This is a genomic window from Streptomyces sp. NPDC088707 (genome assembly GCF_044752725.1).
GTDB lineage: Bacteria > Actinomycetota > Actinomycetes > Streptomycetales > Streptomycetaceae > Streptomyces.
In genome coordinates, this window is sequence record NZ_JBIVLV010000015.1 from 99,909 (window position 1) to 125,717 (window position 25,809).

The following is a 25,809-nucleotide window of genomic DNA, read 5'->3' on the forward strand; positions in this document are numbered from 1 at the left end:
CCGGACACCCGGCCGGCGGGGACGCGCCGGGGTCAGCTCTTCGGGGAGGCCTGCTGGGCGACCTCGAAGGACCAGAGGGTGGATCCGGACGCGGCAGGCCTGGGCCGCTCGCCGCCCTCGCCGCCACCCGTGCCGCCGCCCTCGCCGCCGCCCGTGCCGCCGCCCCCGTGCGCGGCCTTCATGGAACCGTTCATCCAGGCCTGGAAGTCCTCCTCACTGCGCCAGCGCGTGTACACCAGGTACTGGTCGGTGCCCTCGACCGGGCGCAGCAGCTCGAACCACTCGAACCCGTCGGACCCCTCCACGGCCCCGGCCCGAGAGGCGAAGCGCTGCTCCAGGACCTCACGCTGCTCGGCGGGCACGGTCAGGACGTTGATCTTTACGATGCTGGGCACACGACACCTCTCAGGAAGCACAGGCCGGGCGCTGCGCCGAGCCTTGATCACGTACGTGCCAGTCTCGTACATCCGCCGGTCAAAGCGGCGTGAGGGCGGGCACGTGGACGCGGTGGCCGTCTTCTCGCTCTCCCGCCTCACGCGCCGTGGCGCGCTGGAAGCCACGCGGAACGGGCGGCGGTACGAGCCGAGTTGCAGCACGTGCGGGAGTCTCACTGAGCGAACCCCGACCGTCCACCGTACGAAGCGGCGAGGCCGCGGGACGCCTTCGTCCCTACTGCTGGGGCAAGAGAGAGCGGGACTACCGCGCACCCACTCCGAGGGGGAATCCGGCGGACCGAGTGCCCGCGCCGAAACGGGTCGTAAGCGCGCGCAGTCCCCACCGAGTCCGGACCGGCCCCGCCGGCGAGAACGACCGCGCCCTAAGCGCTGGCGATGACCTCCGTGTTCGGATCGGGGAAGACGAGCGTTTCCCGTCCGTTGGGGAAGCGCACGAGGTAGGGAGGCTCCCCGCCGGGTCCTCGCACCTCCACCACCTCTGCGCTCTGCTGACGACCGTTCGTGGTGATGATGATCTTGTCTCCGACGTTCGCTTGCACGGTTCGCGCCTTTCGCTGGTGCTCGGCTGTCGGCGAACTGCGTACCCAAGGCAGCGGTGACCATCCGCAATGTCACTCGCAGGGGGTACGGCGAGGACGGCCAAGCCCATCTGACCCAACCGGTAGAGGTGCGCGGTACCGGCCCCGATCCGGAGGCGTCGGCCGCCGAGTTCCGGGTGCGAGCCCCGGGGTGGGCACGCAGCTCAGCCGATCAGGTTCTCTCCCGTCCCCGCGACCCCTCCGTCGTACGGAGTTCGGGGCTGCTGGTCCGCCGCTCTAGAACCTCCCCGAGAAGTTGAACAGCCGTGGTGCAGGCCCGGAGTTGGCGGTGTAGTAGGCGATGGCGTTGCCCGATTCATCGACTACGGAGATCGCTTGCGGCATCGCATCCCCGCCGCTGAGGGTCAGGGTCGGCAGCCCGTCGGTGTACTTCAGTGTCAGCGTTCCGACAGCCGCGTCGGCGGTCTCTTCTGCAGAGTCCAAGGGCATGCGCATTCCCTCGGGTCCGTCGTCCTGCGGTGTCTTGTCGGCCATATCTCGTCCCATCGCTGGTCGGTCCGCTGCTCTCCGCGATCGAGACTGGCATGACCGAGAGTGACAACGCCACTACTGCCACCCGATTGGAGGTGAGCGCCCCATGTCCGACGCGCGTTCCTGCAGTCGGCGCCCGGTCGCGAGACGCTCCGTTCTGTTAGGGTCGCTCGTATGTGTTCCGTCATCCACAACCGGCAGGCGATCCGCACCCGTTCGGGGTGCTGACCGCGGTGCCGGCCTGTGCCCGGCACCCGGACCCGCGTCCACCGTTCGCCTCCTGATGACGAGGAACCCCGCCATGCGCGCACACCCGCGCCCCACTTTCGTACACGTCCACGGCGGCTCCAGCAACGCACGGGCCTGGGGCCCGCTGCGGAACGAGCTGGCGCTGCTCGGACACCGTTCGTACGCCGTCGATCTGCCCGGGCACGGCGACCGGGCCGAAGGCCCCGCCGCCTACTACCGGCAGCCCCAGGATCTGGCCGCGCTGGCCGCCGCCCCGTCCCCCGTGAGCGGCGTGACGCTACGGGACAACGTCAGGCACGTGACGGACGTCCTGCGGCGGCTGGCCCCGCTCGGTCCGGTCGTACTGGTCGGCCACAGCCTCGGCGGTCTGACGATCGGTGCCGTCGCCGAGACCGTGCCGGATCTCGTGGACCGGGTGGTCTACCTCTCCGCGTACTGCCTCGCCGACCCGGCGATGCTCACCGGGGCGTGGGACGTGGTCGACGAGAACCTGCTGGACGCGGCGGTGGCGCGGATCGCCGTGCCGCTCACGGGCGAGCCCGCCGATCCGCAGGTGGTCCGGCTGAACTGGCGGGCGGCCCATGCCGATCCCGCCGTGTTCGCCGAGCTGAAGGCCGCGGTCATGGCCGACTCCACCGACCGCGTGTTCGGAGCGCTGCTCGACACCCTGGACCCGGACGAGAACCACGGGGTGCTGGAGCCGGGGGCGCTGGTCACGGCGGAGCGCTGGGGCCGGGTCCCGCACACCTACGTCCGGCTCTCCGAGGACGCGAGCATCACCCCGGCCGTGCAGGACCACATGATCCGCAAGGCCGACGAGCTGACGCCGCACAACCCCTTCGACGTGCACACCCTGGAGAGCTCGCACGTCGGCTACTTCGGCCGGCCGGCGCTCTTCGCGGAACTGCTGGCAGGCCTCGTCTGACGCGCCCCGGGTGTCTCCCTTCCCTCCGTGCGGCGGGGAAGGGGGGACACCCGGCGGGTACGCCTGCCGGTGACGCCCGGTGGTACGCCTGCCGGAGGCGCCCTGCGGTACGCCTAGCGCACGACGCGGGCGAGCAGCAGGCCGTCGTAGCCCTTGGTGCCGACCGTCTGGATCGCCGTCGCGTCCAGGCGGGGTTCCGCCGCGACGAGTTCGAAGAGTTCGCGGGTGCCGGTGATCGCCGGGTCGGCCGGGTCGGGGGTGGTGATCCTGCCGCCCCGCACCACGTTGTCGACGACGATCACGGTGCCGGGGCGGGAGAGCTTCAGGGCCCACTCCACATAGCGCGGGTTGTTGACCTTGTCGGCGTCGATGAAGACCAGGTCGAACGGGCCCGCGCCCTCCGCCTCCAGCTGCGGCAGGCTGTCCAGGGCCGCGCCGGTACGGACCTCGACGACCTTGTCCAGGCCGGCGTGGGCGAGGTTCGCGCGGGCGACGTCCGCGTGGGCCGGGTCGTACTCGAGGGTGATGAGCCGGCCGTCGGCGGGCAGGGCGCGGGCCAGCCAGATCGTGCTGTAGCCGCCGAGGGTGCCGATCTCCAGGATGCTCCGGGCGCCCTGCACCTGCGCGAGCAGGTGGAGGAGCTTGCCCTGGTTGGGGGCGACGGCGATCTCGGGCAGCCCGGCCGCCGCGGAGGCGCTGAGCGCGGCGGTCAGCGCCTCGTCGGCGGGGGCGATCGTCTCGGTGAAGTAGGCGTCCACTGCGTTCCACTGAGGGTTCGTCATACCGGCGAACGTACACCGGAGCCGGCCGTCGGGCGGCGCCTTGCCGTCCGTACGACCAGGAGCGTCGCGAGGGCGGAGAGGAGCAGGCCGCCGCTCACCGTCAGCAGCCACACGGGGATCCCGTCGCCCACCGTGAGGAGCCGGTCGGTGTACTCGACCCGGCGGTACGGGGTGTCGGCGACGGCCCTCAGGTGGTGGTCGTCGTCGATCCGCTCCGGGTGGGGGAACTCCTGCTCCAGGACGGCGAGTTGGACCGGCCCCTCCCCGGCGAGTCCGGCGACGGGTCCCTCGGGCTCGATCCGGCCGGCGAAGGTCACCTCGGGTGCGTCGCCGCCGATGGGGGAGCGGGGCTCCATCCGGTGCTCGGCGAGGATGGAGAGGCCGAGGGTCTGGGAGGTCTTCGCGAGCCGGGAAAGGCGCATGGGGTAGACGAGCTCGGGAGAGGCGAAGGTGATGCGCAGCGGGGTCAGCTCGCCCTGGAGCACGGCGTCCTTCTGCTGCGGGGCGAGGCGGACGGCGACGTACTCCCACCGCCGCTCCACGTACGGCTGGAGGGCGCCGGTCAGCCGTTCGGGCAGCTCGAAGCCGTTGGTCCGCAGCCAGTCGCCGAGGGCGTCCGGGTCGGTGGCGGTCAGCCGGGCGACGTCGAAGGGGCCGAGGCGTTCGCGGCCGACGACGCCGACGCCGCCCGCGCCGGGCGGGGGAGCCCCGGCGCCGTCCCCGTAGTCGTGGTCGAACGGCCAGTCGCCCTCGCGCGGCCAGAAGTAGGAGCGCTCGCGCTGCTCGGGTTCGGTGAGCCGGTCGAGCGCGTCGAAGAGTGCGGGGTCGCCGAGGGTCACGCCGGCGCGGCTCGGCACGGGCATGATCCAGGCGGCGTGCCGTGCGTCGCCGTGGACGTTGAAGCGCATGACGACGGTCTCGGTCCGGCCGTCCCAGTGGACGGCCGACTCCTCGCGGTCGACGCCGATGCGCTGGTCCCTGGTCGGGATCATGGCGCCGCAGCCGCAGGCGTACGCCGGTGCGACGAGCGAGCCGAGCTGGAGCGCGAGCAGCGCGACGATGGTGGTCAGAATTCTGTGTGTCCCCCGCATGCGGGGTGGGACGTGCCGGGTGACCTTCCGGTTCCGTCCGTGAGGTCCCGGTTCCGGTTCCGTCCGTGAGGTGCCGGTGCCGGCACTGGCACCGGCACTGGCTCCGACACCGGCACCGTCCCGTCGCGCTCCGCCCGCTCAGTTCCCGGCGCGGACCCGGAGTTCCTTCACCCCGTTCAGCCAGGCCGCCCGCAGCCGGCGCGGTTCGCCGGCGAGGGTCAGGTCGGGCAGGGCGTCCGCGACCGCGTTGAAGATCAGTTCGATCTCCTTGATGGCGAGGGACTTGCCGAGACAGAAGTGGGGTCCGCCGCCGCCGAAGCCGAGGTGCGGGTTGGGATCGCGGGTGATGTCGAAGCGTTCGGGGTCGGTGAAGACCTCGGGGTCGTTGTTGGCGGAGGAGTAGAAGAGGCCGACGCGGTCGCCCTTGGCGATCTTCTGTCCGCCGAGCTCGGTGTCCTGGGTGGCGGTCCGCTGGAAGGAGACGACGGGGGTCGCCCAGCGCACGATCTCCTCGGCGGCGGTCGCCGGCCGCTCCCGCTTGAAGAGTTCCCACTGGTCGGGGTGGGTGAGGAAGGCGTGCATGCCGTGGCTGATGGCGTTGCGGGTGGTCTCGTTGCCGGCGACGGCGAGCAGCAGCACGAAGAAGCCGAACTCGTCGGACGAGAGGTTGCCCTCGCCCTCGGCGGCGACGAGCCGGCTGACGATGTCGGCGGCGGGGCATTCCTTGCGGGCGGCGGCCATGTTCATCGAGTAGCCGATGAGTTCCATGGCGGCCTCGGCGCCGATCTCCTCGGTGATGGCGTACTCGGGGTCGTCGTACGCGACCATCTTGTTCGACCAGTCGAAGATCCTGGAACGGTCCTCCTGGGGGACGCCGATGAGTTCGGCGATGGCCTGGAGGGGGAGTTCGACGGCGACCTGGGTGACGAAGTCGAAGGAGCCGTCGGCGTCCGCGGCCCGCTTGGCCTCGTCGACGATGGCGTGGGCGCGGTCGCGCAGGGCCGTCTCCAGGTTCCGGATCGCCCGCGGGGTGAAGCCGCGCTGGACGATCTGGCGGACCCGGGTGTGCTCGGGCGGGTCCATGTTGAGCATGATCAGCTTCTGGACCTCGATCTGGTCCCGGGTGATGTGCTCGTTGAAGCGGATGACGGCGGTGTTCTCGTTCGAGGAGAACAGCTCGGGGTGCGTGGAGACGTACTTGACGTCCGCGTGGCGCGTGACGGCCCAGTACCCGCCGTCCGCGAAGCCCGTGACGCCGGGCGGCTGGGAGCACCACCAGACGGGTGCGGTCTGCCGGAGCCGGGCGAACTCCGGGAAGGGGACGCGGTCGCGGAGCAGATCGGGGTCGGTGGCGTCGAACCCCTCGGGAAGGTGGGGACAGGGCATCGGCAACACACTCCACATCTGAGGGGTTCTGATGAGGCGATCTGGTGAGGCGATCCGGTGAGACGATCTGATGGGGCGTCAGGAGTTGCCGGGAAAGTTAGTAACGAGTTCTACAAGTAGCAAGGGCCAGAACGGGAAGTGTTGCCTCCCGGACCCTTGCGTACCCGCGGTAGCAGTCATAAGACTGCACTCAGAACTAGAACGCGTACTAGTTCCCCCGTGACGCCGACCGACGGGCTGCCGGGACGCCCCGTCCGGTCGAGGAGAGGACGAGCTCATGGCCGCGGAACCCGTCATCGTCGAAGCCGTACGCACCCCCATCGGCAAGCGCGGAGGCGCGCTCGCCAACCTCCACCCCGCCTACCTCCTGGGCGAGACCTACCGCGAACTCCTCGGACGCACCGGCATCCACGCCGACTGCGTCGAGCAGATCGTCGGCGGTACGGTCACCCACGCCGGCGAGCAGTCCATGAACCCGGCCCGCACGGCCTGGCTCACCATGGGCCTCCCCTACGAGACGGCCGCCACCACCGTCGACTGTCAGTGCGGTTCCTCGCAGCAGGCGAGTCACATGGTCGCCAACATGGTCGCGGCCGGCGTCATCGACATCGGGATCAGCTGCGGTGTCGAGGCCATGTCCCGCGTTCCGCTCGGTTCCGGGTCCAAGCACGGACCCGGCAAGCCCTTCCCCGACGAGTGGAACGTCGACCTGCCCAACCAGTTCGAGGCCGCCGAGCGCATCGCCCGCCATCGCGGCCTCACCCGCGAACGTGTCGACTCCCTCGGCCTGCTGTCCCAGGAGCGTGCCGCGAACGCCTGGTCCGAGGAGCGCTTCAAGCGCGAGACCTTCGCCGTCCAGGTCCCCACCACCGAGGAGGAGCAGGCCGCCGGGCAGGGCATGTGGCGGCTCGTCGACCGCGACGAGGGCCTGCGCGACACCACCATGGAGGGCCTCGCCCGCCTCAAGCCCGTCATGCCGACCGCCGTCCACACCGCCGGGAACTCCTCCCAGATCTCCGACGGCGCCGCCGCGATCATGTGGGCCTCCAAGCGCATGGCCCGCGCCCTCAAGCTGAAGCCCCGCGCCCGGATCGTCGCCCAGGCCCTCGTCGGGGCCGACCCGCACTTCCACCTCGACGGACCGATCGACGCCACGCGAGCCGTCCTCGGCAAGGCCGGCATGTCACTCCGGGACATCGACCTCGTCGAGATCAACGAGGCCTTCGCCTCGGTGGTGCTGAGCTGGGCCCAGGTCTTCGACCAGGACCTGGCGAAGGTCAATGTCAACGGTGGCGCCATCGCCCTCGGCCACCCCGTCGGGGCGACCGGTGCCCGGCTGATCACCACCGCGCTGCACGAGCTGGAGCGCACCGACAAGGAGTTCGCGCTGATCACGATGTGCGCGGGCGGGGCGGTGGCGACCGGGACGATCATTCAGCGGCTGTAGGGATCAGCGCGGATCGGCGAACGCCGCGCCCCGCCCGCTCGTCGACGAGCGCCGCAGGCCGGGCACGCTCGTCGGCGAACGCCGCACCCCGCCCGCTCGTCGATGAACGCCGCAGGCCAGGCCCCCTCGCCGACGAGCGCCGCAGGCCAGGCCCCTCGTCAGCGAACGCCGCATGCCCCGCCCCCGCCGGGAAACGCCGCAGGCCCCGCCCTCCCTGACGGGAGGCGGGGCCTTGCGGGTGTGCGCTGGTGCGGCGGTGACTCTTAGTACCAGCCGTTGGCCTGCCAGAACGCCCAAGCGGCGTTCGGGGAGCCGTAGCGCTCGTTCATGTAGTTCAGACCCCACTTGATCTGGGTGGCGGGGTTCGTCTTCCAGTCGGAGCCGGCCGAGGACATCTTCGAGGCCGGGAGGGCCTGGACGAGGCCGTAGGCGCCGCTGGAGGAGTTCGTCGCGGTGTGGTTCCAGTGCGACTCGTGCTCGACGATCTTGCTGAACGACGCGTACTGCGAAGCAGGCACGATCTTACGAGCAAGGTCCTGCGGGCTGGCGGCCGAAGCCGAGCCCGTCGTGCCGATGACCGCGCCCGAGGCGGCGAGCAGGACAGCTGCGGTGCCGGCGAGGGTCTTCTTGCGGGCGGCGACACGAGTGGTGATCGAGCGGATCAAGGTCTCTACCTAACTTCGGGAACAAGGGCTGCGTCAGGCGATTTCGGCAAGCCGGAACCAGAGCCCGGGGAACCCGGGAACTGGGGGGACCGGCCGTCCGAGGCGCTGCGGTGAGCACCGGCTGCCTGGCGACGTCCACCAGACAAGCAGGGCCGGAACGCCGATGCAACGACCCCCTGTACGAGGAAGGTTCGGACCCCGGAGGAAGGTCCCCGGGGGTGGATGTGGGGTGTTTCCGCAGGTCATGCCCTGCTGTGGGCGGTTTGGGTGGGTACCGTCCGGCTACTATTCCGGCTCGTACGTGACGTAGGTCCTGTGGGGCGGCTCACCCGGGGAGGGCCTCTCGGGGCCCTCGAATGTGACCTGGGCCTCGAAGTTCGCCCGCCGGGTCGCCCGCCGCAACGCCTTCAGGAGCGTGCCGCCGACGGTGAGGGTGAGGACGACCGTGAGAACGGCCCGCCCCAGGTCCCAGCCGAGGGAGGTGGCGGTGACATAGGCGAGGAAGCGGACCAGGTTCTCGTCGAGCGGGGCGCCCGGCTGGAAGGAGATCCCGCTGCTCAGGCCCTGGAGCAGCACCCAGCCCTGCAGATTCATGATCGTGCCGTACGCGAACGCCGCCACGAACCCGTACGCCGAGAGCATCAGCAGCTCACCCCGGCCCCGCAGCCCGCCCGGCGCCGGCAGCAGCCCGGCGCCCATCGTGAACCAGCCCATCGACAGCATCTGGAACGGCATCCAGGGGCCCACCCCGCCCGTGAGCAGGGCCGACGCGAACATCGTGACCGCGCCGAGGACGAAACCGAAGCCCGGTCCGAGGACCCGGCCGCTCAGCACCATCAGGAAGAACATCGGCTCCAGACCGGCCGTCCCCGCACCCAGCGGCCGCAGGGCCGCGCCGACGGCGGCCAGCACACCCAGCATCGCCACCGCCTTCGCGTCCATCCCGCAGTCCGCGATCGTCGCCACGACCACCGCGACGAGGAGCGGCAGCAGCGCGGCGAACAGCCACGGCGCGTCCCCGGCGTGCGAGGTCACGGCGGAACCGGCGTCCGCGAAGAGGGGCCAGCAGAAGGCGAGAAGACCGATGAGGGAGACCAGGGCGAGGGCGGTGACGGAGCGTGGTCCCAGCCGGACCGCGCGTACCGGGCGGGTGGTCACAGGGCCGCCTCCACCTGCTCGACCGTGAGCCACGGCTGCGGGGCCAGGATCTTCGCCACCTGCGGCGAGAACGCGGGGGAGGAGACGACCACCTCGGCCGTCGGCCCGTCCGCCACCACCTCGCCGCCGGCGATGATCACCACTCGGTGCGCCAGCTCGGCCGCAAGCTCCACGTCGTGCGTCGCGAGCACGATCGCGTGCCCTTCGGCGGCGAGGCCGCGGAGACGGGCGACCAGACGGGCCTTGGCCGCGTAGTCCAGGCCACGGGTCGGCTCGTCCAGGAGGAGCAGGGGCGGGCGGCCGGTCAGGACGACGGCGAGCGCGAGCGCCAGCCGCTGCCCCTCCGACAGGTCCCGCGGGTGGGTGTCGTCCGCGACGCCCGGCAGCAGCTCGGACACCAGCGCCCGGCAGGTCCCGGACGCGGCGCCCGCGTCCGCGTCGGCCGCCGCGCACTCGGCGGCGACGGTGTCCGCGTACAGCAGGTCCCGCGGCTCCTGCGGGACCAGGCCGACCTGGCGGATCAGCTCGCGGGGGCTCGTGGTGTGCGGGGCCCGGCCGGCGACGCGGACCGTGCCGGAGGTCGGGGCGATCATGCCGACGAGGGTGGAGAGGAGGGTGGACTTGCCGGCGCCGTTGCGGCCCATGAGGGCGAGGGTCTCGCCGGCCTGGACCTGGAGGTCGATGCGACGGAGCGCCTCGACGCGGCCGCGGCGGACGGCGAGGCCTTCGGTGACGACGAGGGGGGCCGTGGCGGGGGCCGGTGCGAGGGTGCGGCGCCGCTTGAAGAGGTCCATTCCCCCACCTCGCCCCCCACCCCGCCCCTTCCCGAAACCGGGGGCTCGGGAAGGGGCGGGCTGGGGAAAGAGCTCCGCAGGGCCGCCGGGTACCCGTCCTTCCAGCCGCGCCTTCAACCCGCCGGCTTGGCGTCGCGCATCCCGCACCGTGAGCGGCAGCGGGTCCCAGCCCGCCAGCCGCCCCAGGCCCACCACCGGCGGATGCACCGGTGAGACGGCCATGATCTCGGCGGGGGCGCCCATCACGCCCTCCGGCAGCATCAGGACCTGGTCCGCGTACTGCACCACCCGTTCCAGGCGGTGCTCCGCGAGCAGCACCGTGGTGCCCAGGTCGTGCACCAGTCGCTGCAGCACCGCCAGGACGTCCTCCGCCGCCGACGGGTCCAGTGCCGACGTCGGCTCGTCCAGGACCAGGACCTTCGGGTGCGGGGTCAGGACCGAGCCGATCGCGACCCGCTGCCGCTGGCCCCCGGAGAGCGTCGCGATCGGGCGGTCGCGGAGTTCCGCGAGGCCGAGCAGGTCCAGGGTCTCCTCGACCCGGCGCCGCATGACGCCCGGCGCGAGGCCCAGGGACTCCATGCCGTACGCCAGCTCGTCCTCGACTGTGTCGGTGACGAAGTGCGCGGACGGGTCCTGTCCGACCGTGCCCACCAGGTCCGCCAGCTCCCGCGGCGGATGCGTGCGGGTGTCGCGGCCGTCGACCGTGACCCGGCCGGTCAGGGTGCCGCCGGTGAAGTGGGGGACGAGGCCGGAGACCGCGCCGAGGAGGGTCGACTTGCCGACGCCCGAAGGGCCGACGAGCAGGACGAGCTCGCCCTCGGGGACGGTCAGGTCCACGCCCCGCAGGGTCGGCTCGGCATCCTCCTCGTAGGTCACCGAGACGTTCTCGAAGCGGATCACGCCTTCTCCTTCGCAGCGGGAGCTGTTGCGGGTACGGGGGCCACGAACGCCGGCACCAGGCCCACCAGGACCGACACCGCGGGCCAGAGCGGCAGCTCCGGCGCCTCCAGCGGTACGACCCCGGGGTGCAGCGCCTCGGGCGCGTACGCGTTCGCCCAGATCATCAGGACCGCCACCGCCGCCCCGGACCCCGCGACCAGCCAGGCCCGCACCCCCCAGTGGTCCGGCCGGTACCGGGTGCGGACCGTCCGGCGTCCGCCGAGCCGCAGCCCCGCCATGGCCGCGAGCAGCCCGGCGCCGAGCAGCGGCAGCGCGTATCCCGCGCCCTCCGCCGCGAGGAGCCCGTACGAACCGGCGCAGATTCCGAGCAGTCCGCCCAGGGTCAGGACGTTCGTGGTGCGGCGTACCGAGGCCGGGACCTGCGCCGTCCGGCCGTACCCGCGCGCGTCCATCGACGCCGCGACCGCGATCGACCGCTCCAGGGCCCCCTCCAGGACCGGCAGCCCGATCTGGAGCACCGCCCGCACCCCGCCCGTGGGGCGGCCGCGCAGGCGTCGGGCGGTACGCAGGCGCACCACGTCCGCGACCATGTTCGGCGCGAAGGTCATCGCCACGACGACGGCGACGCCGGCCTCGTACAGCGCGCCCGGCAGCGACTTGAGCAGCCGCGCCGGGTTGGCGAGCGAGTTCGCCGCGCCCACGCAGATCAGCAGGGTCGCCAGCTTCGCGCCGTCGTACAGCGCGAACACCAGTTGCTCGGCCGTCACCCGCCCCCCGATCCGTACCCCCCGCGCCCACTCGGGCAGCGGCACCTCGGGCAGCGTGAACAGCAGGTGCGACCCGGGGATCGGGGAGCCGAGCAGCAGGGAGAAGACGACCCGCAGGAAGACGACGAACAGACCGAGCTTCACGAACGCGCCGTACGAGCGCGCCCAGGGCGCGTCCGTACGCCGGGCCGCCACGACATAGCCCGCGACCCCGACGAGGAGGCCGAGGAGGAGGGGGTTCGTCGTGCGGGAGGCGGCGACGGCCAGGCCGAGCGCCCACACCCACCACGCTCCGGCGTGCAGGGCGTTGGACCGGTTCGCCTCCGGGGCGCGGAGGACGTCAGGCACCTTCATACCGGGCTCACCGACGTGCGTACGGGGTCCACCCGTGTGCGTACCGGGCTCATCCGCGCCGGCGGGCCTTCCAGATCGCCGCCCCGCCCAGGGCCAGCACGGCCGCCCCGCCGGCGAGCACGCCGAAGGACGGGCCTCCGTCCTTCCCGCCGGCGGTCGCGGAGGCGCTCGGCGCGGCCGACGCAGGGGTCTTCCCGCTCCCACCGGTCTCCCCGGTCCCACCGGTCTCCGCGACCGGTTCGCCGCAGCCCCGCGCCGGGTAGCCGGCGATCCCGCACAGCATGGCCGCGCCGTCGTACCGCAGCGGCTTCGCCACCACGGCGAGCGCCTCCGCGCCCGTCGCGTCCTCACGGAGCTGCGCACAGCCGACCTCGACCGGCTTCTCCGGCGGGGTCTCGCCGGGCGGCGCGTCCGCCGGGCCGCCGAAGTCGACGACGACCGCGACCCGCTTCGTGCCGTCCTTCTTCTCCACGCCCCCGCAGATCCCCGTGAAGTCGGGGGCGACGGACGGGCGGGAGGTGTCGTTGGTGCCGTTGCTGATCGCGAAGCGGAAGCCGATCGCGTCGCCGTCGGCGGGGCGTGCGGTGGCCGGACCCTGCGTGGCGTACGCCCAGGACTTCCCGCCGTCGCTCTCCCAGAACGACCAGTAGCGGTAGCCGGCGGCCTGCGCGGGGGCGGCCGCGGCCACGACGGAGGTGAGCGTGAGCAGCGCCCCGGCCGCGGCTCCGGCTGCACGGGGGCCACGCCTCCGCGTGCCGTTCGCTCGCGCGCCGTTCGCTCGCGCGCCGTTCCCTCGCGCGGTGGTCACTTCTTGCGGCCGCTCACGAGGAAGCCGATGCCGACGCCGACGACCATGCCGATGCCGATGATCCACCAGATGTCGAAGCCGCCCTCGTCGTCACTGGTGGAGGAGGCGGAGGTGTCCGGCGTCTTCGGTGCCGGGCCGGTGGCGTTGAGCTGCTCCACCAGGTCCGCCGTACCGAACTCGCGCGGGTCCGTCTCCGTCGCCCGCGCGGCCAGGATCAGCTGCGCGTACGCGGCCGGGCTCTCCTTCGCCCACGCGGCGGAGTTCTTCTCCAGCCACTCCACGGCGGGCTTCGCCTCCTTCGAGGCGCCGGACGCGGCGAGCGCGACGACGGCGTCGGCGGTGTTGCCGACGTCGGGCTGCTCGGTGGTGTCGGTGGCGCCCGGCATCGGCGGCAGGGTCAGGTGGCCGGTCTTCGCGAGGGCCTTCGCCAGGTAGGAGGCGCCGTTGAGCGCGGCCCGCTCGATCGTCGGCTTCGACAGGTCGTTGCAGACCGGCGGCTGCTCGGGCGAGGCCTGGGTGGCGACGACGCTCTTGCCGAGTCCCGCGAGGGTGGCCGCGGCGGTGGCGTCGGCGTTCGCCAGGAGCTTGCCTGCCTTGTCGGGCTGGTACGCGAAGGCCCCCGGGCCCTCCTTGTCCGAGCAGGGCAGCGCGAAGGAGAGGAGCGCGTCGTAGGGCGTACGGCCCTCGGCGGAGGTGAACGAGCCGGGCCGCACGCCCGTCGCGGCGAGCGCGCCGACGACGACCGAGGTGGAGTTGGCGTCACTGGCGCCGCCGGGGCTGTAGCCCCAGCCGCCGTCCTTGTTCTGCACGGTGCGCAGCCAGTCGGAGCCGGCCTTGACGGCCTTGTCGATCGTCTCCGGGGAGGCCGACTGCTTCCGGACCGCGCGGAGCCCCTGCACGGCGATCGCGGTGGCGTTGGTGTCCCGCATGGTCTTCGCGTCGCAGGGCGTCCCGGCGTCCGCGCGGTACGCGCTGAACGAGCCGTCCGCGCACTGCTGGCCGAGCAGCCAGTCCACGGCCTGGTCGGCGGGCTGGAAGCCGGTGGCGCGCTGGGCGAGGAAGGCGTACGACTGACGCCAGACACCGTCGTACGTCGGGTCGTTCGTGCCGTACAGACCGTCCGGGATCGTGACGGCGGAGGGCGTGGGGGAGGGTGCGGTGGTGGCCGCTCCCGCCACCCCTGCCGCTCCGGTGCCGAGCAGGACGGTGGCGGCTGCGAGCGCGGTGGCGCCGCGGCGGACGGTGTTCATGGGGCCCTCTCCTGCGGCCGGGCACCGGCACGCCTCAGGGGCACCAGGCTCCGGCTCCGTATTCCTCGACGGTGCCGGCGGTCACGTCCCGGGCGGGGCATTCCGACTCACGACTCCCGGACGGGGGCCGCTCACGGTTGCGGGTCAGTGCCGGATTCGCACCGGCTTCCCCCCGTACGGGCATGATGACGACCCGCCCACTCTACCGGCCCGTAGGTCCGCGGCCCGGCGGGTGCGAGCCGCCTCACACCGGCGCCCCGCAGCGGCGCTCCGCACCGGCGCCGAGGGCACGGCGGACGGGCCCGCGCCCACCGCCGTCAGCCCGGCCGGGCCGCTCCACCCCTGGTGGGCGCCTGGCGCCTCACACCGCCACGTACTCCACGGGCTCCGTCCCCTGCACCGCCTCCGCGAGGCCGAGTTTCACCAGGCGGCGCAGATGCGCCTCGGCCTCGCTGACGGCGATGTTGCGCGAGCCGTAGGGGATCTGGTCCCAGGGGCGGTTCCACTCCATCCGCACGGCGAGCTGCCAGGGGGTGAGCGGGGTGGCGAGCAGGCCGAGGAGTCCGGTGAGCCGTTCCTCGTGGTGGTCGAGGAGTTCCCGGACCCGTCCTGCGGCGTCGGCGAAGGCGTGCTGGTGGGCGGGGAGGACCTCGGCGACGCCGAGGCGGCCGATGCGTTCGAGGGAGTCGAGGTAGTCGCCGAGGGGATCGGTGACGGTGGAGTCGTCGGGGTCCTCGTACAGCCCGACGTGCGGGGTGATCCCGGGCAGCAGATGGTCGCCGGAGAAGAGCCGGCCGTGGCCGGGCAGCCGGGAGGGGTGCTCCTCCTCCAGGTGGAGGCAGACGTGGCCGGGGGTGTGGCCGGGGGTCCAGATCGCGCGCAGTCGCCGTCCGGGGAGGTCGAGGAGCTCGCCGGGGACGATCTCCCGGTCGGGGAGGGCGGAGCGCAGACCGGGCAGGGTGCGCAGCCGGCCGGAGGCGCGGGCGGCCCGCAGCGGGACGAGGTGGTCCTCGGGGGCGCCGACGGCGGCGAGTTTGCGGGCGAGGTAGTCGAGCCAGGTGCCCGGCTCGGCCTCCCGGGTGCGGCGTACGACGTCGGTGTCGGCTGCGTGCATGGCGATCCAGGCCCCGGACGCCTCGCGGACCTTGCCGGACAGGCCGTGGTGGTCGGGGTGGTGGTGGGTGATGACGACGCCGTGGACGTCCGACACGTCGATGCCCAACGCGGCGAGGCCGCCGGTGAGTTCGTCCCAGGAGGCAGGGTCGTCCCAGCCGGTGTCGACGAGGACCGGGCCGCGGTCGGTGTCGAGGACGTGGACGAGCGTGTGGCCGAGCGGATTGTCGGGGATCGGCACCCGGAGCGCCCAGACGCCTCCGCCGTGCTCGGTCACCTGGGGCATGGGTCCCTGCATGGATCCCTCATCTCTCCACGGCGGTACGGAATCTCCGCGGCGGTACGGAGCGTGCTCGACCATTGCCCACTATAACTAGAACTGGTATCAGTTCTGAGGCATCGTCAGGGAAATCATCTCCTCATGAAGGCGGCGGTCATGACCGAGCTTGTGGAGCACGGAAAGCTGTTCATCGGCGGGGAGTTGACCGACCCGCTCGGCGAGGACGTCATCGAGGTCGTCTCCCCGCACACCGAGGAGGTCATCGGGCGCGTCCCGCACGCCTCCACCGCCGATGTCGACCGGGCCGTCGCGGCCGCCCGCCGGGCCTTCGACGAAGGGCCCTGGCCCCGGATGACGGTGGAGGAGCGGATCGCCGTCGTCAGCCGCATCAAGGACGCGATCGCCGTACGCCACGAGGAGATCGCCCGTTCCATCAGCGCGCAGAACGGCTCCCCGTACTCCTGGTCCGTCCTCGCCCAGGCGCTCGGCGCGATGATGGTCTGGGACGCGGCGATCACCGTCGCCCGCGACTTCACGTACGAGGAGCGGCGCGGCGGCGTCCTCGGCCCGCTGCTCGTCCGGCGCGAGCCGGTGGGTGTGGTCGCGGCCGTCGTCCCGTGGAACGTGCCGCAGTTCACCGCCGCGGCCAAGCTGGGGCCCGCGCTGCTCGCCGGCTGCACGGTGGTCCTCAAGCCCTCGCCGGAGTCGCCGCTCGACTCGTACATCCTCGCCGACATCGCCACCGAGGCCGGGCTGCCCGAGGGTGTGCTCAGCATCCTGCCCGCCGACCGCGAAGTCAGCGAGTACCTCATCGGCCACCCCGGCGTCGACAAGGTGTCCTTCACGGGTTCGGTCGCCGCGGGCAAGCGGGTCATGGAGGTCGCCGCCCGCAACCTCACCCGCGTCACCCTCGAACTGGGCGGGAAGTCGGCCGCCGTGATCCTGCCCGACGCCGACCTCGCGACCGCGGTCGCCGGGATCGTCCCGGCCGCCTGGATGAACAACGGTCAGGCGTGCGTCGCCCAGACCCGGATCCTCGTCCCCCGCTCCCGGTACGAGGAGATCGCCGAGGCCTTCGCCGCGGCGGCCGGCGCGCTCGTCGTCGGCGACCCGCTCGACCCGGCCACCCAGGTCGGGCCGCTGGTCGCCCAGCGGCAGCAGCAGCGCTCCCTCGACTACATCCGCATCGGCCAGGAGGAGGGCGCCAAGGTCCTCTCCGGCGGCGGCCGCCCGGCCGGGCTCGACCGGGGCTGGTACGTCGAGCCGACGCTCTTCGGCGGCGTCGACAACTCCATGCGGATCGCCCGCGAGGAGATCTTCGGCCCGGTCATCTGCCTGCTGCCGTACGGGGACGAGGCCGAGGCCCTGCGCCTCGCGAACGACTCCGACTTCGGGCTCAGCGGCAGTGTCTGGACCGGGGACGTGGAGCACGGCATCGACTTCGCACGCGGCGTGCGCACCGGCACCTTCAACGTCAACACCTTCAGCCTCGACATGCTCGGCCCCTTCGGCGGCTACAAGAACTCCGGCCTGGGGAGGGAGTTCGGGCCCGAGGGCTTCGGCGAGTACCTGGAGCACAAGATGATCCACCTGCCGGCCGGTTACGAGGGCGGCGTGTGATGGGAGACCGCTGGCACGTCGAGGTCGACCGGAGCGTCTGCATCGGCTCCGGCATGTGCGTGAACCACGCCCCGGACGGCTTCCGCCTCGACACCGCCCGGCAGTCCCACGCGCGCGAACCGGAGTCGGACGCGGGCGAGAAGCTGTTGGCGGCGGCCGAGGGGTGCCCGGTGGAGGCCATCATGATCACCCTGGCGGACGGCGGTGAGCCGGTCTTCCCACCGGAGGAGTAGCCGGGACCGCCGGACCCGCCCAGCCGGACCCGCGTGGCCCGATCGCCGGACCCGCCCGGACGGGACCGCCCGACCCGCCCAGCCCGGTCCCTCCGCCCGCGCCGCCTGAACCGCCGGGACCTGCGCGTACCGCGTGTGTGAGACTCCCTCGGCACACGTACGTACGCGCAGGGAGCGGGGCAGTCATGCGGGGTCGGGGCAGAGGGTGGGCGACGGTCGCGGGAGCGGCGGCGGTGGTGGTCCTCGGGGCGGGGTGCGGGGCCGGGAACGGCGCCGGCCCCGGGGGAGGGGCATCCGCTCCCTCCTTCGGTCGTGAGGCCGCGCACGGCGAGATCGTCGCCGCCGTGAAGAAGGCGGGGCTGCCGAAGTCGGACCTTCCGGGAATCGGCGGGCCCACCCCCTCGGGTTCCACACCGCTTCCCACGCCGTCCACGGACCGGCAGCGGCTGCAGGAGCGTGCCCACGCCTGTACCGCCGCGTGGCAGTACGTCGGCCCGCCCGTCGACGGATCGCGGGGCGACCTCGAGAAGGCGGTCACCGCCCTCGTCGCCGAGGGCTGGGTCCAGGGCGAGCGCCAGGTGGAGAGGCTCGACGCGAAGGGTGGCACCATGCTCCAGTTCACGCTCAGGAAGCGCGGCTGGGTGATGTACGCCCGTCACGCCGGTGTGACGCAGTCGCTGAGCATGGAGATGATCTCCCTCAACGCGACGGAGACCGCGTGCATGAACCGGTTCACCGAGAAGGAGAAGGAGGCCCTGTTCGGGGAGGACGCCGAACGGGGCTGACGAAAGGCGCGGTTGCGTACGCCGTCCGTTCCCACGTGCAAAACTAGGCCTCTTGGACACGGGGGCAAGAGGCCGTCGTACGTGCGTATTCGGGAGTGTTGTGCGCAAGGCGAATTGGGTGGCCGCGGCCGCCGGTGTGGCGCTGCTGGTCGCCGGTTGCGGAAGCGAGGGCGGTGCGGACAAGGGCGGCTCGTCCTCGGGTGGTTCGTCCTCGGCCGGTGCCTCCTCGACGGGCGGCTCCGGCGGTTCGGACGGTGAGCGGCTCACCGGTGCCGTGGTCACCAAGGAGCTCACCGACGCGGCGACCGCAGCCGGCTTCACGCAGGACGCCTCGGGCGAGCAGATTCCGGCCGAGGCCAAGGACTGCATGGTCAGTTGGACGGCCGACGCCGACAAGGCGAAGGACCCGGCGAAGTCCTACACGGACACGGTCGCGACCCTGGCCAAGGGCGGCTGGAACGAGGAGCGGAAGACCGAGCAGGGCGGCTCGGTGATCAAGTCCCTGAAGAAGAGCAGCTGGCAGCTCCAGGCCAGCAACCACTCCGCCGGCCCGCTGAAGCTGGTCATGTTCGTGGCCGTCGACAGCAGCCCGGAGTGTGCGGCGGCCCTCACGGCGGCCAACAAGGCCACGCCTTCGTCCTGATCCGCCGGCACCGCCCGCGCCCCCGGCGCATCAGCCACCGGGGGCGCGGGTGCGTCCCGTCGGTGACGGGGGCTCTGTCGTCGGCGCGGGTGCGTCCCGTCGGTGACGGGAGTGGCCTGCCTCCGGCGCCCGCGCGTCCCGTCAGCGGCGGGCCGCCGCCTCCGGCGCCGTCAGGTCGATCAGCCGGCAGACGGTCTCGATGTCGATCTTCACCTGTGCGATCGAGGCGCGCCCCGACAGCCAGGTGATCAGCGCCGAGTGCCAGGTGTGCTCGATCACCCGGACCGCCGAGAGCTGCTCCGGGGTCGGGTGCTCCGTGCCCATCGCGTCCAGGATGATCGCCGTCGTCAGCCGGGACACCGTGTCGACCTCGGGGCTCACTCCGCGGTCCGCGAAGGTCAGCGCCCGCACCATCGCGTCGGCGAGCTGCGGCTCGCGCTGGAGCGCGCGGAAGGCGCGCATCAGCGTCTCCGCCACCCGTTCCGCCGGATCGGTGCCCGCGGGCGGCCGCTTCCGCAGGGTCGTGTGCATGTGCTGGAGCTGGTCCTGCATCGTCGCGACCAGCAGGTGGATCTTGGAGGGGAAGTAGCGGTACAGCGTCCCCAGGGCCACCCCGGCCGCCTCCGCGACCTCCCGCATCTGCACGGCGTCGAAGCCGCCCCGCGCCGCGAGCTGGGCGCTGGCGTTCAGGATGCGGCGGCGCCGTGCCTCCTGGCGCTCCGTGAGCGGTGGTGCCGCGGGTCTGTGGTCCGCTCTGATGTCTGCGGTCATGAGGTCCCGTTCCGTGCGGTGGGGAGCGACAGTATGGCGGTGCGGGCGCCGTGGCGCGAATCACCTGTTCCGGCTCTCACCACAGAGCTACCTGCCGGTAGATTCTGTCCTCCTTGAAGGATCAAGAAGATCAGGCCAGAAGATCAAGAACGATCAAGTCTGTAACTTGTTCTAGATTAGCGCGAGCGGTTACGCTCCGGCGAAACCACGCTCGAAGGGGGTCGCGCATGACCGCTGAGGCCATAGAGGCAAGCCCCCGACAGGGCGTCACCGCAGCCGGTGACAGACCGTTGCGGATCGCTCTCCTCACGTACAAGGGGAACCCTTTCTGCGGCGGTCAGGGCGTCTACGTCCGGCACCTGTCCCGCGAGCTCGCCCGCCTCGGTCACAGCGTCGAGGTCATCGGCTCGCAGCCGTACCCCGTGCTCGACGAGGGCGAGGAGCTGACGGGACTCACGCTCACCGAGCTCGCCAGCCTCGACCTGTACCGCTCGCCGGACCCGTTCCGCACACCGAAGCGCGACGAGTACCGGGACTGGATCGACGGCCTCGAGGTCGCCACCATGTGGACCGGCGGCTTCCCCGAGCCGCTCACCTTCTCCCTGCGGGCCCGGCGCCTGCTCGCGGCCCGCCGCGGGGACTTCGACGTCGTCCACGACAACCAGACGCTCGGTTACGGGCTGCTCGGCGGCCCGCGCGCGATCGGCGCCCCGCTCGTCACCACGATCCACCACCCCATCACCGTCGACCGGCAGCTCGAACTGGACGCCGCCGCCGACTGGAAGCGCCGCGCCTCCGTCCGCCGCTGGTACGCCTTCACCCGCATGCAGAAGCGCGTCGCCCGCCGGCTGCCGTCCGTGCTCACCGTCTCCGGCACGTCCCGGCAGGAGATCGTCGAGCAGCTCGGCGTACGCGACGACCGCATCCGGGTCGTCCACATCGGCGCCGACACCGACCTGTGGTCGCCCGACCCGGCCGTCGCCGAGGTCCCCGGCCGGATCGTCACGACGTCCAGCGCCGACGTCCCGCTCAAGGGCCTGATCCACCTGATCGAGGCGCTCGCCAAGCTCCGCACCGAGAACCCGGACGCGCACCTCGTCGTCGTCGGCAAGCGCGCCGAGGACGGCCCGGTCGCCGCCGCCATCGAGCGCTACGGGCTCGCCGGGGCCGTCGAGTTCGTCAAGGGCATCAGCGACGCCGAGCTCGTCGACCTCGTGCGCTCCGCGCAGGTCTCCTGCGTTCCCTCGCTGTACGAGGGCTTCTCGCTGCCCGCCGCGGAGGCGATGGCCACCGGCACGGCGCTCGTCGCCACGACCGGCGGGGCGATTCCCGAGGTCGCCGGGGCGGACGGCGAGACGTGCCTCGCGGTGCCGCCGGGGGACGCCGGTGCGCTGGCCGCGGCGCTGGGCCGGGTCCTCGGCGACGCCGGACTGCGGGCCCGGCTGGGCGCCGCGGGCCGGGCCAGGGTGCTGGAGCGGTTCACCTGGGCCCGTGCCGCCCAGGGGACGGCCGAGCTGTACCGGGAGGCGGTGGCCCGGCAGGGCGCCGGAGCCCGCCGGTGACGCCTCGCCTCCGTTGCCGGGTGCGCCCCGGCCGGCGGGTCGTGCCCGCCCTCCCCCGAGCTCTCGGCTTCGCCCGGGCAGGGGGGACCCCCGTCGCCCCGCGGAACGCCCGCCCGCAACCCTCCGCCCACTTTGAAAGGCAGACCTCGTGCTGACCGTCGACTTCACTCGCTTCCCGCTCGCCCCAGGCGACCGTGTGCTCGATCTGGGCTGTGGTGCGGGCCGGCACGCCTTCGAGTGCTACCGGCGCGGTGCGCAGGTCGTGGCCCTCGACCAGAACGGCGAGGAGATCCGCGAGGTCGCCAAGTGGTTCGCGGCCATGAAGGAGGCCGGCGAGGCCCCCGCGGGCGCGACCGCCACCGCGATGGAGGGCGACGCGCTCAACCTGCCGTTCCCCGACGAGTCCTTCGATGTCGTCATCATCTCCGAGGTCATGGAGCACATCCCGGACGACAAGGGGGTGCTCGCCGAGATGGTCCGCGTCCTCAAGCCCGGCGGGCGGATCGCGATCACCGTCCCGCGCTACGGTCCCGAGAAGATCTGCTGGACGCTCTCCGACGCGTACCACGAGGTCGAGGGCGGTCACATCCGCATCTACAAGGCCGACGAACTCCTCGGCAGGATCCGGCAGGCCGGACTCAGGCCGTACGGCACCCACCACGCGCACGCCCTGCACTCGCCGTACTGGTGGCTGAAGTGCGCCTTCGGCGTCGACAACGACAAGGCGCTGCCGGTCCGCGCCTACCACAAGCTCCTGGTCTGGGACATCATGAAGAAGCCCGCCCTGACCCGGGTCGCCGAGCAGCTGCTCAACCCGGTGGTCGGCAAGAGCTTCGTGGCGTACGCGACCAAGCCCCACCTTCCCAAGGCCGACTCCCAGTGACCTCCCCCGAGCGGATCGCGGAGCACCTCGTCCTGCCCGGGGTGCTCACCGCCGAGCAGGCCGCCGAGACCGTCGCCGGGATACTGGCCGTACAGCGCGAGGACGGCGCCCTGCCCTGGTTCCGGGGCCACCACCTGGACCCGTGGGACCACACCGAGGCCGCCATGGCCCTGGACGCGGCCGGTGAGCACGCCGCCGCCGCCCGCGCCTACGAGTGGCTCGCCCGGCACCAGAACAGCGACGGCTCGTGGTTCGCGGCGTACCACGACGGCGAGCCCGGCCAGGTGACGGACCACAGCCGGGAGTCCAACTTCGTCGCCTACATAGCGGTCGGCGTCTGGCACCACTACCTCGCGACCGGCGACGACGCCTTCCTCGACCGGATGTGGCCCTCCGTCTACGCGGCCGTCGAGTTCGTCCTCGGGCTCCAGCAGCCCGGCGGTCAGATCGGCTGGAAGCGCGAGGCCGACGGGACGCCGGTGAACGATGCCCTCCTCACCGGGAGTTCGTCGATCCACCAGGCGCTCCGCTGCGCCCTCGCGATCGCCGAGACCCGTGAAGAGCCCCAGCCCGACTGGGAGTTGGCGGCCGGGATGCTCGGTCACGCGATCCGCCGCCACCCCGAGCGCTTTCTCGACAAGTCGCGCTACTCGATGGACTGGTACTACCCGGTCCTCGGCGGCGCGGTCACCGGTTCCCAGGCGAAGGAGCGGATCGAGGCCGACTGGGACACCTTCGTCGTGCCCGGCCTCGGTGTGCGCTGCGTGGTCCCCAACCCGTGGGTGACCGGCGGCGAGAGCTGCGAACTCGCCCTCGCCCTCTGGGCGATGGGGGAGTCGGACCGGGCCCTCACCGTCCTCCAGGACATCCAGCACCTGCGCGCCGAGAACGGCATGTACTGGACGGGGTACGTCTTCGAGGGCGAGACCGAGAGCGACAAGGCCGTGTGGCCCGAGGAGCAGACGGCCTGGACGGCCGGTTCCCTGCTGCTCGCGGTGGCCGCCCTCGGCGGCGACGAGGCGACCGTGGCCGTCTTCGGCGGCGAGCGCCTCCCGGCCGGACTCGACCCGGACTGCTGCTGACCGGACCCGGGCGCGGGCGTGCAGCCCGGCCACGACCGAGGTGTGCGCGGGATTCCGCGAAAGGGGGATGCGCGGGCGAGGGGCGGGCCCCATTCGGCGTCGCTCGTGTGGCGGCACCCGGGGCCCCGGGCGAGGCTGGCGCCACAACCCCCAGGGAGGTCCTGTCGTGCCCAGATCCGTACCCCGGTCCGTGTCCCGCGGTGTCGTGGCCCTGATCCTGTCCTGCACCCTGCTTCTGACGACCGCCGCCTGCGGCGGCGACGACGACGCGAGCGCGAGCGGTGGCGCGACCCCGACGGCCTCGGGCACCTTCGAGCAGCAGAAGCTCGCGAAGACCCGGTTCGTGGCCAACGCGGGTCTGGCCGCGGGAGCCACGTACCAGTGGATCGTGAAGCCGTACCGCGCGGGCAAGTTCAGGAAGGGCGCGGACGGCAGGACCCTGGCCCTGGTGAAGGCGGGCCTCGCGGGCGCGTTCACGTACAACCGGCTGAAGGCGGCGACGAACAACGCCAAGGGCGATCCGCTGCTGTCGAAGGCGGTCGCGCCGCTCACGGCCGGGATCGAGTCGCTCAAGGAGCTCGGGACGAAGCTCCGCAAGGGCGAGGTCGGCGACGCGGACGTCGGCGCCTTCGAGAACGTCATCAACAGCGTCAAGGACGCGGGGAAGAGCGCCGGCGCCGAAGTCGTCGAGAAGGTCCCCAGCGCCTCCCAGCTCAGCGGCGGCTGACGCCGCGACCTCAGCTAGGCGTTGAGTTCCGCGAGCAGGCGGAGGGTCGCGGGGTCCGGTGACGTGACGAGGAGGTCCGTCACCGGGCCCCGTCGCCATGCGCCCAGCCGTTCGGCGATGCGCCGCCGCGGGCCGACCAGGGAGATCTCGTCCGCGAAGGCGTCCGGGACCGCGAGGACCGCCTCCTCGCGCCGTCCGGCGGCGAACAGTTCCTGGACGCGCCGCGCCTCCTTCTCGTACCCCATCCGCCCCATCAGGTCGGCGTGGAAGTTGCGGGCCGCGTGCCCCATGCCGCCGATGTAGAAGCCGAGCATCGCCTTGACCGGCAGCAGCCCGGCCGCCACGTCGTCGCAGACCTGGGCGCGGACCATGGGGGCGACCAGGAAGCCCTCCGGGAGCCGCTCGGGCAGCGCGTACACCTCGGACCAGCGCTCGGGGGACCAGTACAGCGGCAGCCAGCCGTCGGCGATCGTGAGCGTCTGCGCGATGTTCTTCGGTCCCTCGGCGCCCAGGAGGATCGGGAGGTCGGCCCGGAGCGGGTGGGTGATCGGCTTGAGGGCCTTGCCGAGGCCGGTGCCGTCGGAGCCGTTGTACGGGTGGGAGTGGTGGCGTCCGTCGAGCCGGACCGGGGCCTCGCGGCGCAGCACCTGGCGGACCACGTCCACGTACTCGCGGGTCGCGGTCAGCGGGGAGCGGGGGAAGGGGCGCCCGTACCAGCCCTCGACGACCTGTGGCCCGGACAGGCCGAGACCGAGCATGACCCGCCCGCCGGAGAGGTGGTCGAGCGTGAGCGCGTGCATCGCGGTGGTCGTGGGCGCGCGGGCGGCCATCTGCGCGACGGCGGTGCCCAGCTTGACGCGGCTGGTGTGGGCGGCGATCCAGGTGAGCGCGGTGAAGGCGTCGGAGCCCCAGGCCTCCGCCGTCCACACCGAGTCGTAGCCGAGCCGTTCGGCCTCGCGGGCGAGGTCGAGGCGGTCGGGGGAGGGGCCGCGGCCCCAGTAGCCGAGGGCGAGTCCGAGTCGCATGCCCCGCATCCTTTCTGACGGCCCGTCAGTTCGGGTGGATGCGGGGACTGTACGCCAACGGCCCCCCGCCCGGAAGGGATTCGCTTCCGGGCGAGGGGCCGTCGGTCGTGCTACCGGCGATGGATCAGCCGCGCTGGATGCCCGTGGTGTCCTGCAGGACACCACGACGGCCGTCCTGCGTCTGGGCCACCAGGGTGGTACCGCGCTGCTCGACCGCCAGGTACCAGGTACCCGGGGCCAGTTCGGCGATCGGCGCCTGCGAGCCGTCCTCCGCGTACAGCGGACGGGCGACCGGAACCGCGAACCAGAACGGCTCGAAGCCCCCGGCCGGCTGCGCCTGCGGGGCCTGGGCCTGCGGCTCGGGCTGCTGCGGGGCCTGCGGCTGCGGGGCGGCGGCCTGCGCGCCGAACGGCTGGCCCGCACCCTGCGACGGGTCCTGCGGACCGCCGTACGGCGGGTGCTGCGCGCCCGGGTAGCCGTAGCCGCCGGGGACGCCCTGCGGGCCGGGCTGACCCGGCTGCATGCCGTACGGCTGCGGGGTCTGCGGCCTGGGCGCGCCGACGAGCGGGGCCTTCAGGGCCGGGATCATCGGTCCGGCGACGGCCGCACCGGCGAGCACCAGGGCGGCGATCAGACCGAGGATCAGGCCCGCGCCGGCGTTGCTCGCCTCGAAGACCCACATCAGCAGGGTCCACGCGGAGGCGATGGTGAACGAGGCACCGACCTGGCCGAGCTCAAGCCCGGCCACCTTGCGCTGCTCCGGCAGGCTGCGGGAGAGGATGACGAGCGCGGCACCGGCGATGCCCAGGAAGAAGGAGCCCCAGCCGAGGTACGAGACCTCCCAGGAGTTCGGGTTGTCGATCTGGTCGCAGATCGCCTGAGGTCCGTCACAGCCGGAAATGCCGAGGAACGAGGCGATGAACAGCACCACCGCTGCACCGATCAGCACGCCATCGCCTCGGGTGAGGGAGCGGATATTCACGT

At 72.5% G+C, this 25,809-nt stretch carries 26 protein-coding genes and 1 riboswitch; of the genes, 10 read left to right on the forward strand and 16 right to left on the reverse strand.

All coding sequences use genetic code 11. From position 1 onward, the window contains the following. Window positions 1–32: 32 nt before the first annotated feature. The 3 genes from ACIP84_RS34530 to ACIP84_RS34540 form a co-directional block, all read right to left on the reverse strand. Window positions 33–395, reverse strand: a complete 363-nt coding sequence (locus ACIP84_RS34530; RefSeq protein WP_401803417.1) for an antibiotic biosynthesis monooxygenase family protein — start codon at window positions 393–395, stop codon at window positions 33–35. A 422-nt stretch (window positions 396–817) separates the two neighbouring features. Continuing rightward, the gene (locus ACIP84_RS34535) at window positions 818–994 is read right to left on the reverse strand and encodes a DUF1918 domain-containing protein (RefSeq protein WP_401803419.1); all 177 of its coding nucleotides are present in this window, start codon (window positions 992–994) and stop codon (window positions 818–820) included. Window positions 995–1,270: 276 nt separating this feature from the next. Next, window positions 1,271–1,528: a hypothetical protein gene (locus ACIP84_RS34540; RefSeq protein WP_401803421.1), complete on the reverse strand. Its 258-nt coding sequence runs from the start codon at window positions 1,526–1,528 to the stop codon at window positions 1,271–1,273. Between the two features lie 298 nt (window positions 1,529–1,826). Between ACIP84_RS34540 and ACIP84_RS34545 the strand changes: the two genes are divergently transcribed. Beyond that, window positions 1,827–2,699 carry an alpha/beta hydrolase gene (locus ACIP84_RS34545; protein WP_401803424.1) on the forward strand — a complete coding sequence of 291 codons (873 nt, stop codon included), beginning with the start codon at window positions 1,827–1,829 and terminating at the stop codon, window positions 2,697–2,699. Between the two features lie 113 nt (window positions 2,700–2,812). Here ACIP84_RS34545 and ACIP84_RS34550 read toward each other — a convergent pair whose 3' ends face one another. The 3 genes from ACIP84_RS34550 to ACIP84_RS34560 form a co-directional block, all read right to left on the reverse strand. After that, complete coding sequence (locus ACIP84_RS34550) at window positions 2,813–3,481, reverse strand: O-methyltransferase (RefSeq protein ID WP_355964850.1); 669 nt, start codon at window positions 3,479–3,481, stop codon at window positions 2,813–2,815. Then, a complete protein-coding gene (locus ACIP84_RS34555) occupies window positions 3,478–4,572 on the reverse strand; it encodes a DUF2330 domain-containing protein (RefSeq protein WP_401803428.1) in 1,095 nt (364 codons plus the stop codon). Before ACIP84_RS34555 ends, ACIP84_RS34550 begins: the two co-directional genes overlap by 4 nt. 138 nt (window positions 4,573–4,710) lie before the next feature. After that, window positions 4,711–5,958 carry a cytochrome P450 gene (locus ACIP84_RS34560; protein WP_401803431.1) on the reverse strand — a complete coding sequence of 416 codons (1,248 nt, stop codon included), beginning with the start codon at window positions 5,956–5,958 and terminating at the stop codon, window positions 4,711–4,713. A gap of 277 nt (window positions 5,959–6,235) precedes the next feature. On the opposite strand from ACIP84_RS34560, the gene ACIP84_RS34565 reads away from it, so the two are divergent. Next, complete coding sequence (locus ACIP84_RS34565; protein ID WP_355964847.1) at window positions 6,236–7,405, forward strand: steroid 3-ketoacyl-CoA thiolase; 1,170 nt, start codon at window positions 6,236–6,238, stop codon at window positions 7,403–7,405. Window positions 7,406–7,668: 263 nt separating this feature from the next. Here the strand turns inward: ACIP84_RS34565 and ACIP84_RS34570 are convergent, their stop codons facing one another. From ACIP84_RS34570 to ACIP84_RS34600, 7 genes are all read right to left on the reverse strand, one after another. Then, the gene (locus ACIP84_RS34570; RefSeq protein ID WP_328944896.1) at window positions 7,669–8,070 is read right to left on the reverse strand and encodes a transglycosylase SLT domain-containing protein; all 402 of its coding nucleotides are present in this window, start codon (window positions 8,068–8,070) and stop codon (window positions 7,669–7,671) included. Between the two features lie 285 nt (window positions 8,071–8,355). After that, window positions 8,356–9,228 carry an ECF transporter S component gene (locus ACIP84_RS34575; RefSeq protein ID WP_355964845.1) on the reverse strand — a complete coding sequence of 291 codons (873 nt, stop codon included), beginning with the start codon at window positions 9,226–9,228 and terminating at the stop codon, window positions 8,356–8,358. After that, window positions 9,225–10,922 (reverse strand): ABC transporter ATP-binding protein, encoded by a 1,698-nt coding sequence (locus ACIP84_RS34580; protein WP_401803436.1) that lies wholly within the window; start codon window positions 10,920–10,922, stop codon window positions 9,225–9,227. The genes ACIP84_RS34575 and ACIP84_RS34580 overlap by 4 nt, the downstream gene beginning before the upstream one ends. Beyond that, window positions 10,919–12,043: an energy-coupling factor transporter transmembrane component T gene (locus ACIP84_RS34585; RefSeq protein WP_355964843.1), complete on the reverse strand. Its 1,125-nt coding sequence runs from the start codon at window positions 12,041–12,043 to the stop codon at window positions 10,919–10,921. Before ACIP84_RS34585 ends, ACIP84_RS34580 begins: the two co-directional genes overlap by 4 nt. Before the next feature lie 49 nt (window positions 12,044–12,092). After that, window positions 12,093–12,731, reverse strand: a complete 639-nt coding sequence (locus ACIP84_RS34590; protein ID WP_401803439.1) for an SCO2322 family protein — start codon at window positions 12,729–12,731, stop codon at window positions 12,093–12,095. Between the two features lie 116 nt (window positions 12,732–12,847). Continuing rightward, on the reverse strand, window positions 12,848–14,101 hold the full coding sequence (locus tag ACIP84_RS34595) for a prenyltransferase/squalene oxidase repeat-containing protein (RefSeq protein WP_401803441.1): 1,254 nt from the start codon (window positions 14,099–14,101) through the stop codon (window positions 12,848–12,850). 89 nt (window positions 14,102–14,190) lie between these two features. Further along, window positions 14,191–14,297: riboswitch (cobalamin riboswitch) on the reverse strand. 165 nt (window positions 14,298–14,462) lie between these two features. Then, a complete protein-coding gene (locus ACIP84_RS34600; RefSeq protein WP_355964897.1) occupies window positions 14,463–15,500 on the reverse strand; it encodes an MBL fold metallo-hydrolase in 1,038 nt (345 codons plus the stop codon). Window positions 15,501–15,650: 150 nt separating this feature from the next. On the opposite strand from ACIP84_RS34600, the gene ACIP84_RS34605 reads away from it, so the two are divergent. The 4 genes from ACIP84_RS34605 (at window position 15,651) to ACIP84_RS34620 (ending at window position 18,775) form a co-directional block, all read left to right on the forward strand. Next, entirely contained in the window at window positions 15,651–17,114 is a 1,464-nt protein-coding gene (locus ACIP84_RS34605; RefSeq protein ID WP_401803444.1) for an aldehyde dehydrogenase, read from the forward strand. Then, window positions 17,114–17,347 (forward strand): ferredoxin, encoded by a 234-nt coding sequence (locus ACIP84_RS34610; protein ID WP_030321717.1) that lies wholly within the window; start codon window positions 17,114–17,116, stop codon window positions 17,345–17,347. The genes ACIP84_RS34605 and ACIP84_RS34610 overlap by 1 nt, the downstream gene beginning before the upstream one ends. A gap of 185 nt (window positions 17,348–17,532) precedes the next feature. Then, window positions 17,533–18,132 (forward strand): hypothetical protein, encoded by a 600-nt coding sequence (locus ACIP84_RS34615; RefSeq protein WP_401803446.1) that lies wholly within the window; start codon window positions 17,533–17,535, stop codon window positions 18,130–18,132. Between the two features lie 100 nt (window positions 18,133–18,232). After that, the gene (locus ACIP84_RS34620; protein WP_355964838.1) at window positions 18,233–18,775 is read left to right on the forward strand and encodes a hypothetical protein; all 543 of its coding nucleotides are present in this window, start codon (window positions 18,233–18,235) and stop codon (window positions 18,773–18,775) included. 141 nt (window positions 18,776–18,916) lie between these two features. Here ACIP84_RS34620 and ACIP84_RS34625 read toward each other — a convergent pair whose 3' ends face one another. Further along, window positions 18,917–19,546, reverse strand: a complete 630-nt coding sequence (locus ACIP84_RS34625; protein ID WP_355964837.1) for a TetR family transcriptional regulator — start codon at window positions 19,544–19,546, stop codon at window positions 18,917–18,919. A 227-nt stretch (window positions 19,547–19,773) separates the two neighbouring features. Between ACIP84_RS34625 and ACIP84_RS34630 the strand changes: the two genes are divergently transcribed. The 4 genes from ACIP84_RS34630 to ACIP84_RS34645 all read left to right on the forward strand — a co-directional run bounded on the left by ACIP84_RS34630 (window position 19,774) and on the right by ACIP84_RS34645 (window position 23,800). After that, window positions 19,774–21,108, forward strand: coding sequence for a glycosyltransferase family 4 protein (locus ACIP84_RS34630; protein WP_355964836.1), 1,335 nt, complete (start codon window positions 19,774–19,776; stop codon window positions 21,106–21,108). Window positions 21,109–21,256: 148 nt separating this feature from the next. Beyond that, a complete protein-coding gene (locus ACIP84_RS34635; RefSeq protein ID WP_401803449.1) occupies window positions 21,257–21,991 on the forward strand; it encodes a class I SAM-dependent methyltransferase in 735 nt (244 codons plus the stop codon). Next, entirely contained in the window at window positions 21,988–23,073 is a 1,086-nt protein-coding gene (locus tag ACIP84_RS34640; protein WP_401803451.1) for a prenyltransferase, read from the forward strand. The genes ACIP84_RS34635 and ACIP84_RS34640 overlap by 4 nt, the downstream gene beginning before the upstream one ends. A gap of 166 nt (window positions 23,074–23,239) precedes the next feature. Next, window positions 23,240–23,800, forward strand: a complete 561-nt coding sequence (locus tag ACIP84_RS34645) for a hypothetical protein (protein ID WP_401803454.1) — start codon at window positions 23,240–23,242, stop codon at window positions 23,798–23,800. Window positions 23,801–23,814: 14 nt separating this feature from the next. On the opposite strand, the gene ACIP84_RS34650 is transcribed toward ACIP84_RS34645, so the two are convergent. After that, window positions 23,815–24,825 carry an LLM class F420-dependent oxidoreductase gene (locus tag ACIP84_RS34650; protein ID WP_401803455.1) on the reverse strand — a complete coding sequence of 337 codons (1,011 nt, stop codon included), beginning with the start codon at window positions 24,823–24,825 and terminating at the stop codon, window positions 23,815–23,817. A 124-nt stretch (window positions 24,826–24,949) separates the two neighbouring features. Next, window positions 24,950–25,807 (reverse strand): hypothetical protein, encoded by an 858-nt coding sequence (locus ACIP84_RS34655; RefSeq protein ID WP_355964831.1) that lies wholly within the window; start codon window positions 25,805–25,807, stop codon window positions 24,950–24,952. Between the last annotated feature and the right edge of the window lie 2 nt (window positions 25,808–25,809).